A 17,124-nucleotide genomic window follows, 5' to 3' on the forward strand; every position below is an offset into this window, starting at 1 on the left:
ACCGCCGCAAGCGGGCACGCCGTATGGGGCTATCCCAGAACAGTGGCTGAGGTGATCATTTGGCGTCTGGACCAGGCGTCAATTACCCGCCAACAGGTAATGAACCAAGCGCGGGCCAACCTCCTGCTACTGCAGGAGGTTGGGGGACTACCCGCCTACGTAATTGACGCCACCCGCCTACCTAGTTGACATCAGGCACCCTGAGCAGGGTCAGCTAACCAGCGAGGAAAGGGCTGAATTGGCCCGGCTCCGCAAGGAAAATCGCGAGCTCAGGAGGGAAAAGGATTTTTTCAAGCTGGCGGCAGCGCACTGTGGCCTCCGGTCCACTCGGCTGCGCCTCCTAGATGCAAAGAGCAGCTGCCGCCGAGACGTTTCGCCTGATCGAGGCCCTCTCAGACCGCTTCTCCACGGCCTGGCTATGCCGGCAGCTGGGTGGCCCCGCAGCGGCTTCTACGCCTGGAGGCAACGGCAGCACAACCCTGGCCCAAGGGCCCGGTCGAACGAGGCCATCACGGCCCAGGTGCAGGCGGTTTTTGGTCGGCCCCGCGGTTTCTACGGGCCACCGCGCATCCATCAGGAGCTCAAGGCTGCTGGTCTCAAGGTGGGCCGCCACCGCATTGCCAGGCTCATGCGTTGTTCAGCGCTCAAGGCCAAGACCAGACGCGGGTTCAGGCCTTGTCGCCACAACGGCAGTAAGGCCTCTGGTGTCGCGGAGAACTTGCTGCAGCAGGACTTTTCTCCCCTTGCACCCAACCGCTGTTGAGCTGGTGACATCACCTACATCCGCACCACAGCCGGATGACGGTGTTTAGCTGTGTCACACCGATAGGTGCGCTATGCAGAGCCGATTGATCCGTAAAGCCGCCGCGTGGTCGGCTGGGCTATGGCCTACCGGCGGTTGCTGGTGAGCCACAAGATCAGCTGAAGCATGTCGGCCAAGGGCTGCTGCTGGGACAACGCAGTGGTGGAGAGCTTCTTCTCCACCCTCAAACACGAACTGGACCTTGATGACGATGAGAGACACTGAACAGCCCTAAGCAACTGATCAGGAACTTGGCTTTCTGGATCGACGGTTACTACAACCGCGAGCGACGTCACTCAACGATCGGCTATCTCAGCCCGATCGACTACGAGCAGCAGTTCATCAACACCCGTACACTTTCACCGGTGAACGCCTGATACCTGTCTGTCCACCGAATCGGGGTAACTCCGGCTCCTTTGATGTAATGGTCGGTATTGCCGACCTGCTCGAAAGCAATCACAGCTGGATCACCGAGCAATCAGAAGCCTGGCTCGATCGCATAGGCCTCTGGGAAGAGGAGTTCTGATCGATGCGGCTGCTTCAGCCGATCCTTTGGCCCACCGACTTGCTCCGGTGCAGTTTTTTTGTGGCCGCTTCCTTATCACAACGCTGGACTCGAGGAGATGGGCAGAGCGCTGATGCTTCGCTCATCACGGACTGAAACTGCTCCAGCTGGTATTGAACGGGTGAATTGTCGCTGCGGAACTTCAGGAGCCAATACTGACCCGCCTGGAACAGGAGTAGTCCCGGATTCAGTCCCAGATTTTAAAATTTACGGCAGGAAGACTTACCCAGAAAACGATTCAAAGGCATTCCCCCCTATTTGGGGTAGTGGGGGTCGCAGGTTCAAATCCTGTCGCTCCGATTTCGACAATTCACCGATTTCCAAGGTGACCTTTTCCTATGCCGGCTTCCCCAGCCGGTTTTTTTATGCCCCTCCGCAGCGTGTCGATAAGGGCCTGCAGGCAATCAGGGCAACCTGCTGCTCACCCGTAAGCGTTCCAACCAGAGATTGACGCGACGTCGAAGCCGCGGCGGCACCTCCTGCAGTAGTTGACCCAATTCATGGGCGGCCAGCCTGCGCAGATCGCGCACATCAACCCGCCAAAGTCCCTCGGCTTCGCGGATCAGCCGCGCCCAAGTGCGCACGGCCTGCCAGCGGAGCAGCCGCTGCCGCGGCATCCGACCAGCCATGGATCCATGGCAACTACCAACTCAGCCTGTGGAGGCCACGGCCAAATGGCGATAACGCGCCGTTCGGCTTCGGAGATTGGAAGAAAAACCATAAGTAATGGGCGTCAGCTCAGGGCGTCAGTCCCGGGGGCTCAGGCCGCTTGTGAATCGGCCTCAACCCTCTGCACCTCAAAAGCCAGAGCTTGGGCTTGGCGCTCGCTTAGTCGACGACTCCAGGCACCCCGCACCGGTTCATTCCAGCGAAAGCCCGCCTTTTTGGCCTTATGCCGTTCGGCATAGGGGAGATTGGCCCGATAGAGCAGCTTCGGCTCCATAGCTGCAGCCAGGAGATCTTCGAGGTCGGCGCAACGTTCAAATACCTGAACGAGATAGGTGCAATCGGTAAGGGCTCGATGGGCAGCCCACACCGGCACCCCGTAGGCCAAGGCCAGATCGCGCACCGAAGGGGCCGTCCTCAGGTGCCGCTCAGGCGGCCACTCAATATCGTCCATCGAGCAGATCCAAGGCTTGTCAACTGGCGGCAGCGGTCCCAGCCCAAACCACTTGGCATCAAAGGCTGCGTTGTGGGCGAGCACCGCATCGGCCCCAGCGAGCAGGGCAAGGAAATGCTGGAGGCCCGCCTGCCAGGGCTGGGAGATTCTGGTCACCTCTGCAGCAATGCCATTGACATGTTCCGCCGGGTTGGCAGCAGCTGGCAAAAGAAAGGAAACCTGGCTCAATACCGACCTGCTGGGTACATGAAACAGAACTGCTCCAACCTCGATGCACTGGGCCGAAACCGTCTCCAGACCCGTGGTCTCCGTGTCCAGGATCAGCAGATTGATAGGTGCTGCTCGAAGTTGTGGATCGCGGTTGGAAGGGCTGGGATCACAAGCCACAACCTGCTTGGTCTGGACCTCTGGACTCAAAGCCGGGGTTGCACTCACCAGGCTCAGCAGGTCGCTCTGCTGCCAGAGGCTGGGCTGTTCCTCGATCGGGCCAGTCACATCTGCCTGCGTTGCTCAACCCATCGTCCCAGCCCACCGCTACATAAACAGTTCCGACATGGAGTACGACTACGGCTACCAGGACAGCTGCCTAGGGTAAAAACGGTTGTCCAATTTGATTTAGATGGCACTTGCCGCCGGAGATCGAGCCCCCCTGGTTGCCCTTAGCGATCAAAATGGTGAAGGGCGCCGCAGCGATCAGCTAGCCGGCAAGGCATTGGTGCTGTTCTTCTATCCAAAGGACGACACCCCAGGCTGCACCGCTGAAGCCTGTGCCTTCCGTGACAGCTACGCCGACCTCCAGTCCCTAGGAGCTGAGGTGTGGGGTGTCAGCGGCGACGACCAGGCCAGCCACCAGCGCTTTGCCAGTCGTCACGACCTGCCCTTCCCGCTGCTGGTGGACAAAGGCAACGCCCTACGCAAAGCCTTCGGAGTTCCAAATGTGCTTGGGTTGCTGCCAGGCCGGGTCACCTACGTGATCGACCGCGATGGCGTAATCCGCCATATGTTCAACAACCTCCTTGATGGCGCAGCCCATCGCAACGAAGCGCGGGCGGCCTTGCAACGCCTCGCCCTCTGACCATGACGGTCTGGCGCCAGCGCGGTGATATCTGGCAACTGGAGGCCGAGCGCCCCAACCGCGGCACGGTCGAATTCATCGGCGGTAGTTACCTGGCCGCGACCCCCCAACTCAGCTACCGCAGGCTTCTAGAGGCACTGGCAGCTAGGGGCTGGCGGATTAGGGCCTGGACCTATGTGCCTGGCTTCGACCACCAGGATCAGGCCAATACCGCCTGGCGCCGGTTCCGCCAGCTGCGTGATGCGGATGGAGATGGGGGCGACTCCAGCAGGCTGATGTTGCGACTTGGCCACAGCCTGGGCTGCAAGCTGCACCTGCTGGCACCTGATGGTGGGCGGGGGGGAGCTGGCCTAGTGGCCTTGAGCTTCAACAACTTCTCAGCCGAGCGCTCCATACCCCTGCTGTCGGAGCTCGGTCAACAGTTCAACTTTCGCAGCGAGTTCAGCCCCTCACCGGAGGAAACCTTGCAACAGGTGGCGCGCACCTATCTCCAACCGCGCAACTTATTAGTGCGCTTTAACCGGGATCAGATCGACCAAAGCCAGTGGCTGCTGGGGGTACTGCAAGGTCGTACTGGAGATGCCAGCCTGCTGAAGGAATTGCCGGGAGATCATCTCGCCCCAGCCAGCGCGGGACTGCGACAGAGCCTGCTAGGCCAGTGGGCCGACGATCCCGCCAAAAAAAGAGCCCTGGATGGCATCGCAGCCGCGATTGATACTTGGGTCAGCAGGTCCTAAAAGCTGAGCCGGCCCCATGGGGGTAGAGAATTGTAAGTATCAGTCGGGGACCAGCTCCGACGCATGAGCCAGCCTGAATGGTCACTTCTACGGTTGCAGAGAGCTGGGTCAAGGTAGGCGCCTCTTCGTTAAACGACACCGGCCAGGCCTTTGAGCAGGCAATGCAAGCTCTGCAGTGCCCCCAGGATCCCAAATTGATCGTGGCTCTGATTGCACCAAATTTCGATTTGGCGGCAATAGCCGAACAGCTACATGGGACCTTTCCCCATACCCAGGTGATTGGTTGCACAACATCTGGCGAAATCACTCCAGGCGGTGCGGTGGCCAATGCCCTGGTCCTGTGGGCCCTGGGAGGCTCGGCAATCGAGATAAGTACAGGTTCCGGGCAGGGTGATGCCCACGGCCTGCGCCAGGCTGCAACCGAGGCCGCCCACTGCCTGGACCATCTGGAGCAACGGGCCAATACGATCTTGCTTGTCCTGTCCGATGGCCTTTGCGGTGACCAGATGGATGTGGTTCGAGGCGCCTACGACGTAGCAGGAATCGACGTTCCCCTGGTGGGGGGTTGCGCCGGCGACAACCTAGCCATGCGCCGAACCCGGCAGATCCATGGCCGGAGGGTTATGAGTCAGGCAGTGGTGGCAGCAGCAGTTAGTTCCGACCGCCCCTTAGGTATCGGCGTAAGCCACGGCTGGACCCCAGCAAGCGAGCCCATGCTGGTTACTGGGAGCAAGGGAAACATCCTGTCGACCTTGGAAGACAAGCCAGCCCTAGATGTATATCTAGATTTCTTCAATCCGGAAGATATTGTTCGCACTGACCCTGTCGCATTTGCCAGTTTTGCCGCAACTCACCCCATCGGCATTCGCCGCCGCGACAAAATTGAGATGCGTCATATCACCGGCTTTAACCTCGATAGCCGCGAACTGATCTTGGTGGCAGAGGTTCCCCAAGGAGCATTGGCCTTCCTCACTGAAGGTGATTTCGACTCGGTTCTTAATGCGGCAGCCCAGTCCTGCATCACGGCTGTCGATGCACTTAACGGGCTGAAGCCGGCTGGCTTACTACTGTTCGACTGCGTCTCACGAAGGGCAGTATTTACAGAAGATCGAGTACATGAAGAAACTGACTTAATCACCAGTAGTTGCGGAGCCATACCGATGGCAGGGTTCTACACCTATGGGGAAATTGCCCGCACCAAAGGCGCAGGAGGTTTTCATAACCAAACCCTCGTAACTCTGGCGATCGGCTAATGGAGACCTCCTGGTCCCTGCACATGCTTTCGGAGATCCTCTCAGCTTTCTCCACGGAGGATCCAGATAATCTCCGCAATGTGCTCAACCGGGTGGCGGAATCCGTTGATGCCGAAGTGGCCGCAATCATCTGCGAGCGATCGATTGACTGGTGCATCGGACTATCAGAAGAGGACCAGCAACTGCTTCTGGAGGAATTAAGCAAGCAACCCAGCGATATCACTATTCGCTCAGGCACCCTGCGCACCTGCTGGGCTCCCATGGGCCCGAGGGATCTGCTGTTTGTGGGCCGACTTGGCGAACGCTTTGACTTGGAGGAACGTTCTTTGCTGCGAGCTATGGCCCGAAGTATCGAACTAAGTATAAAAATGCTTACTGCTATTTCGTCAGAAAGAAGCGCGCGCAAAAATGCCCTTTTTCAAGCTACTCATGACGCGCTTACGGGACTGCCCAATCGGCGCATGGTGCTGGAACGGCTGCAGGCGACGATTGATCATCTGTCAGCAGATAGCTCCCTTTTAACGGCGGTGCTTTTTATCGATATTGATCGCTTCAAGTGGATCAATGATGCCTATGGACACAGCGCGGGTGACCAACTACTAATTCACGTAAGTCATGTCCTAAAACAGGTGGTTCGCCACGACGATTTAGTCGGTCGTCTATCGGGAGATGAATTTATCGTTATAACCCGTACAGGCCACCAAGATGACGCCAGTCAATTAGCCAGCCGGATTATCACGGCAATCCGCCAGCCGCTGAAGGTTGCAGGCTCAGAACTCAGCCACACCGTGTCAATCGGCATCAGCTTTGCCCACGTAGGCGATAGCCCATCAACTCTGCTGGAAAACGCAGACATGGCTATGTATCAGGCGAAGGCCTTAGGCCGTGGACGCCAAGCCAGCTTTCATTCGACCATGCGTCTGCAAGCCCAACAACGTCTATCGCTAGAGGAGGCACTCAGCAACGCGGTTCAAAACGGGGAAATCAAAACATTTTTACAACCCATCTTCCGCCTCGCCGACGAAACACTCACGGGTTTTGAAGCCTTGGTGCGCTGGCAACATCCCCAACTGGGACTGCTGATGCCAGACGCTTTTCTAGAACAAGCCGAGGACAGTGGCCTGATCCAGGAGATCGACATGTGTGTGTTTGCGAGCGCCTGCGCTGCCATAGCCAGATGGCAGCAAATTCACGGCCTAAGCAATCTGAGGTTGTCTTCAAACCTGTCTGCCCGCAGTCTTGCCGACCCGCGGGTTAAGGGTCATATCAAGGAAATCCTAGAATCAACAGGAATTAATCCAACCAGTGTCTACCTTGAGATCACAGAAACAACCCTGGTTGAGGACGTTGAGTCGACAGTGATCACCATCAATGCACTACGGGATCTTGACTTGCGACTGGCTATTGATGATTTCGGAACAGGTTATTCATCATTGCTATACCTAAAGCGCTTTCCGGTAGGCGTTCTTAAAATCGACCGTTCATTTGTGAGTGGATTGGGCAGGAATTCAGAAGATGAGGTGATTGCAACAACAATCCTCTCTCTCGCCAAAGCTCTCGAACTGGAGGTGGTTGCTGAAGGAGTGGAAAATGAACACCAGCTGGGTCGCATGCGCGAACTGGGTTGTGATTACGGCCAGGGTTACTGGTTTGGACGCCCGATCACCATTGAGGCCACGGACGTCGCTCTCATCGAACCGCTTCGCTAGGCCCCCTTAGCCCCTCTAAACCCTTAGGGCATCAAGTACGGAGCGGTCCTCCAAAGTGGAGGTGTCGCCAGTCACTTCCTGGCCAGATGCCAAGGCGCGCAGAATGCGGCGCATGATTTTGCCGCTACGGGTTTTGGGTAGGGAATCGGTGAAACGAATTTCATCGGGCTTGGCGATCGGGCCGATCTCTTTGCCCACATGGGCCCGCAAAACGGCAATCAGGGCGTCGTCGCCGCAGCGACCGGCCTCCAGGGTCACAAAGGCCACAATCCCCTCACCCTTGAGCTCATCGGGCCGGCCCACCACCGCCGCCTCAGCCACCGTCGGATGGCTCACCAAAGCACTCTCAATCTCCATCGTGCCCAGTCGGTGACCACTCACGTTGATTACGTCATCAACCCGGCCCATCACCCAGAAGTAGCCGTCGGCGTCACGGCGGGCGCCATCACCGGCGAAATACAAATACGAGCCATCGGCTGGCCTGATCTCCTCCCAGTAGCTCTTGCGAAAGCGCTCCGGATCTCCATGCACGGTGCGCATCATCCCTGGCCAAGGCCTTCGCACTGCCAGGTAGCCACCAGCATCAGCCGGCTGGGATACGCCGTCCATATCGACGATGTCAGCCGCGATTCCAGGCAGGGGCAGGGTGCAGGAGCCGGGTTTGGTGGGGGTGGCGCCGGGCAGGGGACTGATCATCACGCCGCCGGTCTCGGTTTGCCACCAGGTATCAACTACTGGGCAGCGGTCGCCGCCGATCACATCCCGGTACCACATCCAAGCCTCGGGATTGATCGGCTCACCCACTGTGCCCAGGATTCGCAACGAGCTCATGTCGTATTGATCCGGCACGGCTCGGCCTCCCTTCATAAAGGCCCGGATTGCTGTTGGGGCGGTATAGAAAATTGTGCAGCGGTGCTTTTGAATCACTTCCCAGAAGGCACCTGGCTTACTCGGCCTGGGAGCACCCTCGTACATCACCGTGGTGGCGCCATTGGAGAGTGGCCCGTAGACGATGTAGCTATGGCCGGTGATCCAGCCCACATCAGCGGTGCACCAGTGGATGTCGTTCTCACGGATGTCGAAGATCCATTGGAAGGTGAGGTGGGCCCAGAGGTTGTAGCCGGCGGTGGTGTGTACGACCCCCTTTGGTTTGCCTGTGGAGCCAGAGGTGTAGAGCACAAATAGGCGGTCTTCGCTGGCCATGGGCTCGGCGGGGCACTCTGGGCTCTCTCCATCCACCAGCTCGTGCCACCAGTGGTCGCGACCCGCCGTCATGGCGCAGTCGCCGCCGGCCCCAGCCAGCCGCCGCACCACCAGCACATGCTCAACGCTGGGTGCGCCGCCATTGGCCGCGAGTGCCTCATCCACCGCGGGCTTGAGGGGCACCGGCTTGTCCTTGCGAAAGCCACCATCGGCGGTGATCACAGCCTTCACCTGGCCATCGATCAGCCGGTCCCGAAGGGCATCGGCTGAGAAGCCGCCAAAAACAACCGAGTGGGGGGCACCTATGCGGGCACAGGCCAACATGGCAATGGCTGCCTCCGGGACCATCGGCATGTACAGGGCAACTAGGTCTCCCTTGCCGATGCCAAGAGCCTTGAGTGCATTGCTCGCCTTACAAACCTCGGCATGCAGCTGGCGGTAAGTAAAGCTGAGGCTGTCGCCGGGCTCCCCTTCCCAAATCAGGGCGGTCTTATCGGCCCGAGGCCCATCGAGGTGGCGATCGAGGCAATTGAAGCTCAGGTTTGTGGTGCCCCCTGCAAACCACTTGACGAATGGCGCATCACTCCAATCGAGCACCGAATCGAAAGGCTCAAACCAGTGCAGCTCACTACGGGCCAGGTCGCCCCAGAAGGCATCGGGATCACTTTCAGCTTTGCTGCATAGGGCCCGGTATGCATCCAGAGAGCCAATGCGGGCCGAGGCGGCCAGCTCAGCTGGCGGCGCAAACATCCGTTGCTCCTGGAGCACCGATTCGATCGTCGGGCCCGTTGTGGCATCAGGCATGGGAGGCAGACAGGCGGATGCTGACGGGCGTTTGCTAATGGATATTTAAACCAGCTGGCGCCGCTGCCGCAGGCTCCGTGCACCGGCATGTTACTGGACGTCGTGATGCAGGATAGTTAGATGGGTCCTGCTGCCTGCCTGTTCGATCTCGACGGCCTGCTTCTAGACACCGAACCACTGCAGGCCAGGGCCTGGCATAACGCCGCCGCCCACTTTGGTTGCCAGCTCGGTGCTGAACAGTTGCTCAAGCTGCGGGGCCAGCGCCGATTGGATTGCGCTGCCCTGGTATGCCGCTGGATCGCAGCATCAGGCTCAAAACCCCCGAGTTGTGAAGCTCTGCTGGCCGTGCGCCAACCCCTGGCCGATGCTCTGGTGCCCACCGCTGCCGCAATGGACGGCGCCGCCGAGCTGGTGCAGATGTGTAGGGATCACCAGGTGCCCATGGCCCTCGTCACCAGCAGCTCCCAGGACGCGGTGCGGCGTAAGGCTGCGCCCCACCGATGGCTGGAGCTGATCCAGGTAAGGGTTTACGGCGATGATCCAGCTCTGGCAGCCGGCAAACCGGCGCCGGACCCCTTCCTGCTGGCAGCTAAACGCCTTGTCCGTAATCCCGGCGACTGCTGGGCCTTTGAAGATTCAGCAGCCGGCATCGAAGCCGCAGTGGCCGCTGGTTGTCAGGTGTTTGCCCTTCTCCCCAACAACGGAGATGCCCAAGCAACACCTGCCGGGGTGACCCGCCTCAATTCGCTCAGAGATGTGCGCTGGTAGATCGCTGAGCAGTGTCAGTAGAGGCGACTAAGAACGAAATCAGGCAGGGCCCGCAGGGCGCTGCGCGGTTCGGAGGGGGCTAGCCATTCCAAAGCTTCAGCTGCTTCTTGGGCGAAGCCTTCAGCCAAGGCCCGGGAGCGGGGAATGGCCTCGCAACCCCTCACCAGATCAAGAGCTTGATCGAGATCGCCTTCCTCACAAAATTCGCGTTCAATCAAGCCAGCTAGGGCAGGGCGCTCTTGGAGTGCATACAGGGCCGGAGCAGTGAGATAGCCAGAGGCCAGATCGCTTGCCGCTGGCTTGCCGAGCTGCTGATCACTGCCAGTGAAATCGAGAATGTCGTCAACTACCTGGAAAGCCAAACCCAACTGGCGGCCGAAGCGGTAGAGATCATCGAGTTGGGCTCCTGGCAAACCAGTGAGCACCCCAGCTGCCCTCGCACTATTCGCAATTAACGAGGCTGTTTTGCAGTAACTCTTTTCGAGGTATGTCTCAAAGCTCTGGCCGGTGTCGTAGCGGAAAAGGCCCTGTTTCACCTCGCCGTCTGCCAAATCCATGATCACCCGGCTGAGCAGCTTGACCACCTCGAGATCATCGAGATTGGCCAGATGCCAACTGGCTTGGGCAAAAAGGAAATCCCCCGCAAGCACCGCCACTCGATGATTGAAACGGCTGTGCACCGTGTCAACTCCGCGTCGGGTTGCAGCTTCATCAACAACGTCGTCGTGGACGAGCGAAGCCGTATGGATCATTTCAGTGATCTCCGCCAAGCGGCGATGGCGGGGCCCCAGCTCACCGTCCGGGGCTACTGCCCGCGATAGCAAAAGCACAATGCCGGGTCGCAACCTCTTACCACCTGCAGCAAACAGATGCTCAGCTGCTGCCTGCAAAATCGGATGGCCAGCTCCTATAAGGCTGCGCAGGTCGGCCAGCAGGGCATCTAGATCAGCCTCCACGGGCTGGAGCAGCTCTGCAACCGTTGCCACAACACCTCCGCCGTGGCGTGATCCTAGAAGGCTTGCCCCACCGACCGCAGGTCCACCCGCTCAACGGCGGGCCGGTAGCCCAACCAGCGGCTCGCCCCGTCGGCGAAGACCTCCGCAGATCCACTGACGCAGACCCGGGTGCGCTCGGCTGGGGACACCACCTCCACAGCTGCGAGTTCGCCCTCCGGCATGCCGCCCATGCTTGCCAATAGGGGCCCTAGGCGCCGTACCGCCGATTCAGCTGGATCAACAAGCCGCACATGGGGAGGCAGCAGGGCCGTAAGCAAGGGGCGCAACATCGGGTAGTGGGTGCAGCCAAGCACCACAGTGTCGACACCGGCAGCGAGTAGGGGTTCCACGTATGCCTTGGCTTCCTCGATCAGGGCTGGAGACTGGAGATCACCGGCCTCGATCAAAGGCACGAAGGTGGGACAGCCCACCTCGAGCACAGAGGTGTGGGGCCGGCAAGCATGGATTGCCCGCCTGTAGGCACCGCTTGCGGCTGTGGCGGGAGTTGCCAACACCCCCACGCACTCGCTGTTTAGGTCGGCAGCAACGCTGTCGATCAGGCCCACCACGGGAACGCCGGCCTCCGCCACGGCCACATCAAGGGCGAGGGCATTGGAGGTGTTGCAGGCCATCACCAGAACCCCAACCTGCTGGTGGCGCAGCCAGCCCACCACCTCAGCGGCAATGGAGCGGATATCGGCGACGCTGCGCTGGCCGTAGGGAACCCGGGCCGTATCCCCGAGATAAAGGCAGGAGGAATGGGGATAGCGCTCCTGAAGTCGCCGCAGCACCGTCAGCCCCCCCAAGCCGCTGTCAAAAAGCCCCACCAAAGCGCTCATGGCCGACCCTGCAGGGCGTTAAGGATCCCAGCGCTCAGAGCTAAAGCCATGCGACGACGGAAATTGGCATCGGCGAGGCGGCGGGAATCGAGTTCACCGGTGACAAAGCCCATCTCAACAAGGGCAGAGGGCATCACCGTGCGGCGGATCACGAAAAAGCGTCCGGTGCGCACGCCTCGATCTGGACTGCCAGGGGAAATGGCCACCATCTGCTCCTGCAACGCCACAGCAAGGCGCCGGGAGGGCGATCCCGCACCCTCAAAGAAAAAGGTCTCGATGCCGTTCACATCGGGTCGGGCCATGCTTAAGGCATTGGCGTGCACGCTCACAAACAAATCGGCGCCACTGCTATTCGCAAGGGCTACCCGGGGAGGCAGGTCAACGTCCACCTCCGAGGTGCGTGTCATCAACACCTGGACGCCGCGGGCCTGCAATAGCCGGGCAATTTGCAGACAAACATCAAGCACTACGTCGGTTTCCCGTAGGCCACCAATGCCAACGGCGCCTGGATCGGGGCCCCCATGGCCAGGGTCGATCACCACCTTGAAGCGGCCCCGGGGCACAACCGGCAAGCCATCGGCGGAGAGGGGCGTAGCTGCGGTGGGAAAAATGGTCTGCTGATCGGTGCCATAGCGGGCGACAGCATCGAGATCTCCCTCTCCGAGGCCAAGCCCAGCTCGGTCGCCAAGACCCGGCAACTCCATGCGCCAGCGGTCGCGGGAGGTGCCCACCAGGCGCAGGCCAGAGGGATCGAGCTGGGTACCTGGCGCAAATTCGAGCACCAGGCGGGTTGTGAAGCCATCTGGACGGCCAATTCGAACCTCACGCAAGGCACCACTGCCACGCACAGTGCGTGTGCGCGATGGGGCACCGGGCAGGTCTACCCAGATCCGGGGGCCCCTAAAGCCTGTACCAGCTTCAAAAAAAGCCTGGGGGCGTACATCGATACTGGTACGTAACTCCAGCTGACCAGTGCGGGAAACGCGCCAGGCCGCCAGGGAAGAAGCCCAGGCCGGTAGATCGGCCAGCAGCAAAGCAACCGCTGCCAGGGCAGCACTCCAGCGGAATCTGACGGACCAGGGCATCGGGAAAGTCAGAACAGGGCTGGCCGGCGGTGCCTCAGGCTGGGCATCTGGGCCCGCACCCTCTGGGCATGGCCCGGATCGATCGGGGCAATGGCAGCGCTGACACTCACGCCGGCATCTGCCAGCACCGTGCCCCAGGGGTCGATTACCAAGGCATGGCCGTGGCTCTGCCTGCGTCCGTAGTGCTGGCCCGTCTGGGCGGGGGCGACCACGTATGCAGTGTTTTCAATCGCCCGGGCCTGCAGCAGCACCTGCCAGTGGTCCTTGCCGGTAAAAGCTGTAAAGGCTGCGGGCACAAACAAAACATCCGCCCCTGCCTGGGCCAGGTGGCGATAAAGCTCAGGGAAGCGAACGTCGTAGCAGATCGACAGGCCAATCCTGCCAAGACCGGGCACATCAACTACCGGGGGCAGTTGGTCTCCGGGCTGCACCGTGGCTGATTCCCGATAGGTGTTGCCGTCGGGCAAGTCGACATCGAACAGATGGATTTTGTCGTAGCGAGCCAGCAGCTGGCCCTCCGTTCCTAATAACTCAGCGCGGTTGAAGGTCTGCCCCGGTCCAGCGGGGACGGGGAAGCCACCACCTAACAAGGTCACTTGATAGCGACGCGCCATCGTGACAAGGAAGCTGCTGCAGCGTTCAGCCAAAGATGGGGCCAATTCAAGGCGCTGCTCGTCCTCACCCATGAAGGCGAAGTTTTCGGGGAGCCCGACCAACTCAGCGCCGCGACGGGCAGCAAGTTCGATCTGCTCTTCCGCTGAAGCGAAATTCGCATCCGGATCCGGCGTGCTTGTGAGTTGCACAGCTGCCGCCAGAAAACTGCTCACCGACTGCCCCAACTAATCCGCCAAACTTTAAGGGAAGTGCCAAGGGGCGTTCCGCGCTGCTGTGATCAGCTGGCCTTAAGCACCCCTGGCTCTGCCTGGAAGGGCACTATTTGCAGGCTGTCGACAGCTGCGCAGCAAGCAAAATCGGCGTCGTGATCGCCGAGATTGATCAGGCGCTGACCGTGACTGGCGGTGCGCAAGCAGGTCTCGGTATCGAGGTGCCACTGTTGCCAGAGAGCCAGGGCCGCCAGCATTTCGTCGTTGCCGAAGCTCACGCCGATGCCGAAGCTCACGCCGATGTGGGGAGCCACCGCCATCTCAATCGCCGCAGAAGCAACGGCACCGGCAGCGAGGCTGTCTTCGAGGGAGTAATCGCCCTCCCAGCCACTGCCCACGATCCAGATCCGGCGGCACTCCTGATCCAGCAAACGCCGAGCTACGGCGGTGCGGTTGGGAAGACAGGCCGTCAGGAGCAGCGGCACCGACTTGACTGCCGCTAAGGAGCGGGTGCCATTGGTGGTGCTCATGAATATGCGTTTGCCGCCCACCAGCTCGGGGGTGACCGCAAGGGGAGAGTTGCCCAGGTCGTAGCCGGCCACCCTCTGGCCGCCTCGCTCTCCGGCACGCAGTCGCTGCTGAGCCGGCCAGGCTGCCGCTGCAGCTTCAAGCTCATCCAGGTTGGCGAAGGCCTCGATCGCCTCAGCGCCGTTCTGCAGGGACCAAGCAATCGTGGTCGTTGCCCGTAGAACGTCGATAACTACGGCCGCGTCGGGTCCACCCTCCGCCAGGGACCTGACAGGTGGCACGCATTCAGAGGAGTGGAAGTAGGAAATTTGCACAGCCGCGGCCCCAGTTCAAGTGCGTCACAGTAGTCACCACTCATAAAAGTCGATGCCAAATAAGGGAATTAGTCAACGCAGTCGCCGGGATTTGCGCGGCTTCATCGACCTCCTGGAGCAACGGGGCCGGCTGAGGCGCATCAGCGCCCCGGTGGATCCAGACCTGGAGTTGGCAGCGATTGCCGACCGGGTGCTGGCAGCTGGCGGCCCGGCCCTGTTGTTTGAAAATGTGATCGGCTCCACCATGCCGGTCGCCGTGAACCTGCTGGGCACCCAGGAGCGGGTGCTCTGGAGCATGGGGATGGAGCAACCAGAGGAGCTGGAACGGCTAGGCGAGCGCCTGGCCCTGCTGCAGCAACCCCGACCCCCAAAGGGGGCCCGGGAGGCGGTGCGCTTTGGCTCGGTGCTGCTGGATGTACTCAAGGCCAGGCCCGATCTCGACCTCACCCCCCCCTGCCACCAGCAGGTGTTTAAGGGCGAGGCAGTGAACCTTGATGCCCTGCCCCTGCTGCGGCCCTGGCCCGGCGACGGTGGCCGGATCATCACCCTGGGCCTGGTGATCACCAAGGATCCAAAAACCGGTACACCGAATGTGGGCGTGTACCGGCTGCAACAGCAGTCGATGAACTCAATGACCGTGCACTGGCTGAGCGTGCGCGGTGGCGCTCGCCACCTGCGCAAGGCGGCGGCGATGGGCAAAAAGCTGGAAATCGCCATCGCCATCGGCGTCCATCCGCTGCTGGTGATGGCGGCCGCCACGCCGATCCCGGTGCAGTTGAGCGAGTGGCTGTTTGCCGGCATCTACGCCGGCGAGGGCGTGCGGCTCGCTAAGTGCAAAACGGTGAATTTGGAAGTGCCGAGCCACAGTGAGGTAGTTCTGGAAGGCACAATCACTCCTGGCTCGGAGCTGGCTGACGGACCATTTGGCGACCACATGGGGTTCTACGGCGGCGTCGAAGATTCGCCCCTCGTCCAGATCCAGTGCGTCACCCAGCGGCGGGACCCCGTGTACTTCACCACCTTCAGTGGCCGGCCCCCTAAGGAAGACGCCATGTTGGCGATCGCCCTAAACCGCATCTACACGCCGATCCTGCGCCAGCAGATCCCCGAGATCGTCGATTTCTTTCTGCCAATGGAGGGGCTCAGCTACAAACTCGCAGTCATAGCCATCGATAAGGCTTATCCAGGCCAGGCCAAGCGGGCGGCGATGGCCTTCTGGAGCGCTTTGCCCCAGTTCACTTACACCAAATTTGTCGTGGTGGTGGATAAGAGCATCAACATCCGCGACCCGCGCCAAGTGATCTGGGCGATCAGTGCCCAAGTGGATCCGCAGCGGGATTTGTTTGTGCTCGAAGACACCCCCTTTGACAGCCTCGATTTCGCCAGCGAACGCCTGGGCTTGGGCGGCAGGCTGGCGATAGATGCCACCACCAAGATCGGTCCAGAGAAGCGCCACCCCTGGGGCGAACCCCTTAGTCGTCCTGCCGAGCTGGAGGCAAGGCTCGATGCCCGCTGGGCCGAGCTTGGCTTGGCCGATATCGGCAAGGATGAGCCAGATCCGGCATTGTTTGGTTACACCCTGGAGCATGTGCTGGAGCGACTGGCAGGACGGGCAACGGCTAAGGCCTGATGCTTTCTCGCCAAGCCAGCCATGCTCTCAAGGCCCTACTGGAGCTGGCAGCAAGGCCACTGGAGTGGCAGTCAACCCACGCGCTGGCCACAGCCCATCATCTACCCGAACCCATGCTGGAGCAGCTGCTGCTGCGCCTACGGCGGGCCGGGCTGCTAGATGCGAGGCGTGGGCGCGTGGGCGGCTACCGACTCACCAGGCCGGCGCGGGAAATTTCAATGGAGCAGATTTTGGCAGGGCTGGGCGAGGCTTTGAAAGTTGCTGATGTTTGGAGAGAAAGTGCTAACCGGTCTGCAACGTCGGAGCCGGCCAGCTCTCCAGCCGATCAAGTGACCTATGCATTGCAGCTACGGCTAGAGCGGGTCCGGCAGAAGGCGCTGGCCGAACTCAGTCTTGAAGATCTGCTGTTCGACCTGCGCAGCGCCGTGGCCGGATCCGATAGCGAGGGTGGGGTGATGCTTGGTTGAACCATGGACCTCCCCACCTTTCCTTGCTGGAGCATGCCGATACTCAGTCGCAACCCTCCACCGACACGCGGTAACTGAAGCCGGTAGAGGCGGGCATTTTGGTGGCACCAACCCTCACATTCACCTGGTTCGTGCGCCGGCCAGGGACGGCTGGAAAAGGACCGAAGACGTGTCTCTGCTCAGGTTGAAGGGTGCGATTCTCATTCACCACGCGAAGGTCGCTGTTATCGGTGAGTCGCAAAATGCTGAGGTTGGGAACACCGCTTTATCTGTCGATGCCGACTGCAAGTTGATGCGATAACTGGCGTAGCTGCGATCTACCGCAAAGTCTGTGTTCCAGTTGTTGCGGCGACACAATCCATCCGGACTGATGCGTTTTTGCACAACGGGCTCGCCACCTGCTGCT

Annotated in this window: 18 protein-coding genes; 10 read left to right on the plus strand and 8 right to left on the minus strand. The window is 60.5% G+C overall.

What is annotated here, in order from left to right; all coding sequences use genetic code 11:
• The 3 genes from KBY75_RS07295 to KBY75_RS07305 all read left to right on the plus strand — a co-directional run.
• Window positions 1–189 (plus strand): hypothetical protein (locus tag KBY75_RS07295; RefSeq protein ID WP_255023483.1); only part of this gene is annotated, 189 nt, incomplete at its 5' end.
• Between the two features lie 229 nt (window positions 190–418).
• On the plus strand, window positions 419–763 hold the full coding sequence (locus tag KBY75_RS07300) for an IS3 family transposase (RefSeq protein ID WP_255023484.1): 345 nt from the start codon (window positions 419–421) through the stop codon (window positions 761–763).
• Between the two features lie 290 nt (window positions 764–1,053).
• Window positions 1,054–1,179 (plus strand): IS3 family transposase, encoded by a 126-nt coding sequence (locus tag KBY75_RS07305; RefSeq protein WP_255023485.1) that lies wholly within the window; start codon window positions 1,054–1,056, stop codon window positions 1,177–1,179.
• Between the two features lie 592 nt (window positions 1,180–1,771).
• Here KBY75_RS07305 and KBY75_RS07310 read toward each other — a convergent pair.
• Window positions 1,772–1,996 carry a hypothetical protein gene (locus KBY75_RS07310; protein WP_255023486.1) on the minus strand — a complete coding sequence of 75 codons (225 nt, stop codon included), beginning with the start codon at window positions 1,994–1,996 and terminating at the stop codon, window positions 1,772–1,774.
• 131 nt (window positions 1,997–2,127) lie between these two features.
• The gene (locus KBY75_RS07315) at window positions 2,128–2,982 is read right to left on the minus strand and encodes a 3'-5' exonuclease (RefSeq protein ID WP_255023487.1); all 855 of its coding nucleotides are present in this window, start codon (window positions 2,980–2,982) and stop codon (window positions 2,128–2,130) included.
• Window positions 2,983–3,106: 124 nt separating this feature from the next.
• Between KBY75_RS07315 and KBY75_RS07320 the strand changes: the two genes are divergently transcribed.
• From KBY75_RS07320 to KBY75_RS07335, 4 genes are all read left to right on the plus strand, one after another.
• Entirely contained in the window at window positions 3,107–3,562 is a 456-nt protein-coding gene (locus KBY75_RS07320) for a peroxiredoxin (RefSeq protein WP_254936874.1), read from the plus strand.
• 2 nt (window positions 3,563–3,564) lie between these two features.
• Window positions 3,565–4,299 carry a DUF1350 family protein gene (locus KBY75_RS07325; protein WP_255023488.1) on the plus strand — a complete coding sequence of 245 codons (735 nt, stop codon included), beginning with the start codon at window positions 3,565–3,567 and terminating at the stop codon, window positions 4,297–4,299.
• Window positions 4,300–4,376: 77 nt separating this feature from the next.
• Window positions 4,377–5,552 (plus strand): FIST signal transduction protein, encoded by a 1,176-nt coding sequence (locus KBY75_RS07330; RefSeq protein ID WP_255023489.1) that lies wholly within the window; start codon window positions 4,377–4,379, stop codon window positions 5,550–5,552.
• A 23-nt stretch (window positions 5,553–5,575) separates the two neighbouring features.
• A complete protein-coding gene (locus KBY75_RS07335) occupies window positions 5,576–7,261 on the plus strand; it encodes a bifunctional diguanylate cyclase/phosphodiesterase (RefSeq protein WP_255023490.1) in 1,686 nt (561 codons plus the stop codon).
• A gap of 15 nt (window positions 7,262–7,276) precedes the next feature.
• Here KBY75_RS07335 and acs read toward each other — a convergent pair whose 3' ends face one another.
• Window positions 7,277–9,268: an acetate--CoA ligase gene (gene acs / locus KBY75_RS07340; RefSeq protein WP_254936878.1), complete on the minus strand. Its 1,992-nt coding sequence runs from the start codon at window positions 9,266–9,268 to the stop codon at window positions 7,277–7,279.
• 120 nt (window positions 9,269–9,388) lie between these two features.
• Between acs and KBY75_RS07345 the strand changes: the two genes are divergently transcribed.
• On the plus strand, window positions 9,389–10,036 hold the full coding sequence (locus KBY75_RS07345) for an HAD family phosphatase (protein ID WP_254936879.1): 648 nt from the start codon (window positions 9,389–9,391) through the stop codon (window positions 10,034–10,036).
• Between the two features lie 14 nt (window positions 10,037–10,050).
• On the opposite strand, the gene sds is transcribed toward KBY75_RS07345, so the two are convergent.
• The 5 genes from sds to KBY75_RS07370 all read right to left on the minus strand — a co-directional run bounded on the left by sds (window position 10,051) and on the right by KBY75_RS07370 (window position 14,621).
• Window positions 10,051–11,022 (minus strand): solanesyl diphosphate synthase, encoded by a 972-nt coding sequence (gene sds / locus KBY75_RS07350; RefSeq protein WP_255023491.1) that lies wholly within the window; start codon window positions 11,020–11,022, stop codon window positions 10,051–10,053.
• Window positions 11,023–11,045: 23 nt separating this feature from the next.
• On the minus strand, window positions 11,046–11,870 hold the full coding sequence (gene murI, locus KBY75_RS07355; protein WP_255023492.1) for a glutamate racemase: 825 nt from the start codon (window positions 11,868–11,870) through the stop codon (window positions 11,046–11,048).
• Window positions 11,867–12,955, minus strand: coding sequence for an N-acetylmuramoyl-L-alanine amidase (locus KBY75_RS07360; RefSeq protein WP_255023493.1), 1,089 nt, complete (start codon window positions 12,953–12,955; stop codon window positions 11,867–11,869). Before KBY75_RS07360 ends, murI begins: the two co-directional genes overlap by 4 nt.
• An 8-nt stretch (window positions 12,956–12,963) precedes the next feature.
• Entirely contained in the window at window positions 12,964–13,782 is an 819-nt protein-coding gene (locus KBY75_RS07365) for a carbon-nitrogen hydrolase family protein (RefSeq protein WP_255023494.1), read from the minus strand.
• Window positions 13,783–13,847: 65 nt separating this feature from the next.
• The gene (locus KBY75_RS07370; protein ID WP_255023495.1) at window positions 13,848–14,621 is read right to left on the minus strand and encodes a 2-phosphosulfolactate phosphatase family protein; all 774 of its coding nucleotides are present in this window, start codon (window positions 14,619–14,621) and stop codon (window positions 13,848–13,850) included.
• Between the two features lie 52 nt (window positions 14,622–14,673).
• Here KBY75_RS07370 and KBY75_RS07375 point away from each other — a divergent pair, with 52 nt between their 5' ends.
• Window positions 14,674–16,251, plus strand: a complete 1,578-nt coding sequence (locus KBY75_RS07375) for a UbiD family decarboxylase (RefSeq protein WP_255023496.1) — start codon at window positions 14,674–14,676, stop codon at window positions 16,249–16,251.
• Window positions 16,251–16,718, plus strand: coding sequence for an Rrf2 family transcriptional regulator (locus KBY75_RS07380; RefSeq protein WP_255023497.1), 468 nt, complete (start codon window positions 16,251–16,253; stop codon window positions 16,716–16,718). The genes KBY75_RS07375 and KBY75_RS07380 overlap by 1 nt, the downstream gene beginning before the upstream one ends.
• Window positions 16,719–17,124 lie beyond the last annotated feature (406 nt).

It is taken from the genome of Cyanobium sp. T1G-Tous, assembly GCF_024345455.1.
Taxonomy (GTDB): Bacteria; Cyanobacteriota; Cyanobacteriia; order PCC-6307; family Cyanobiaceae; genus Cyanobium_A.

Excerpts from the sequence above, each read along its gene's own strand:
- KBY75_RS07300 (WP_255023484.1), top strand. The coding sequence starts at position 419 with ATGCCGGCAGCTGGGTGGCCCCGCAGCGGCTTCTACGCCTGGAGGCAA.
- KBY75_RS07310 (WP_255023486.1), bottom strand. The coding sequence starts at position 1,996 with ATGGCTGGTCGGATGCCGCGGCAGCGGCTGCTCCGCTGGCAGGCCGTG.
- KBY75_RS07320 (WP_254936874.1), top strand. The coding sequence starts at position 3,107 with ATGGCACTTGCCGCCGGAGATCGAGCCCCCCTGGTTGCCCTTAGCGAT.
- KBY75_RS07325 (WP_255023488.1), top strand. The coding sequence starts at position 3,565 with ATGACGGTCTGGCGCCAGCGCGGTGATATCTGGCAACTGGAGGCCGAG.
- KBY75_RS07330 (WP_255023489.1), top strand. The coding sequence starts at position 4,377 with ATGGTCACTTCTACGGTTGCAGAGAGCTGGGTCAAGGTAGGCGCCTCT.
- KBY75_RS07335 (WP_255023490.1), top strand. The coding sequence starts at position 5,576 with ATGCTTTCGGAGATCCTCTCAGCTTTCTCCACGGAGGATCCAGATAAT.
- acs (WP_254936878.1), bottom strand. The coding sequence starts at position 9,268 with ATGCCTGATGCCACAACGGGCCCGACGATCGAATCGGTGCTCCAGGAG.
- KBY75_RS07345 (WP_254936879.1), top strand. The coding sequence starts at position 9,389 with ATGGGTCCTGCTGCCTGCCTGTTCGATCTCGACGGCCTGCTTCTAGAC.
- murI (WP_255023492.1), bottom strand. The coding sequence starts at position 11,870 with ATGAGCGCTTTGGTGGGGCTTTTTGACAGCGGCTTGGGGGGGCTGACG.
- KBY75_RS07360 (WP_255023493.1), bottom strand. The coding sequence starts at position 12,955 with ATGCCCTGGTCCGTCAGATTCCGCTGGAGTGCTGCCCTGGCAGCGGTT.
- KBY75_RS07375 (WP_255023496.1), top strand. The coding sequence starts at position 14,674 with ATGCCAAATAAGGGAATTAGTCAACGCAGTCGCCGGGATTTGCGCGGC.
- KBY75_RS07380 (WP_255023497.1), top strand. The coding sequence starts at position 16,251 with ATGCTTTCTCGCCAAGCCAGCCATGCTCTCAAGGCCCTACTGGAGCTG.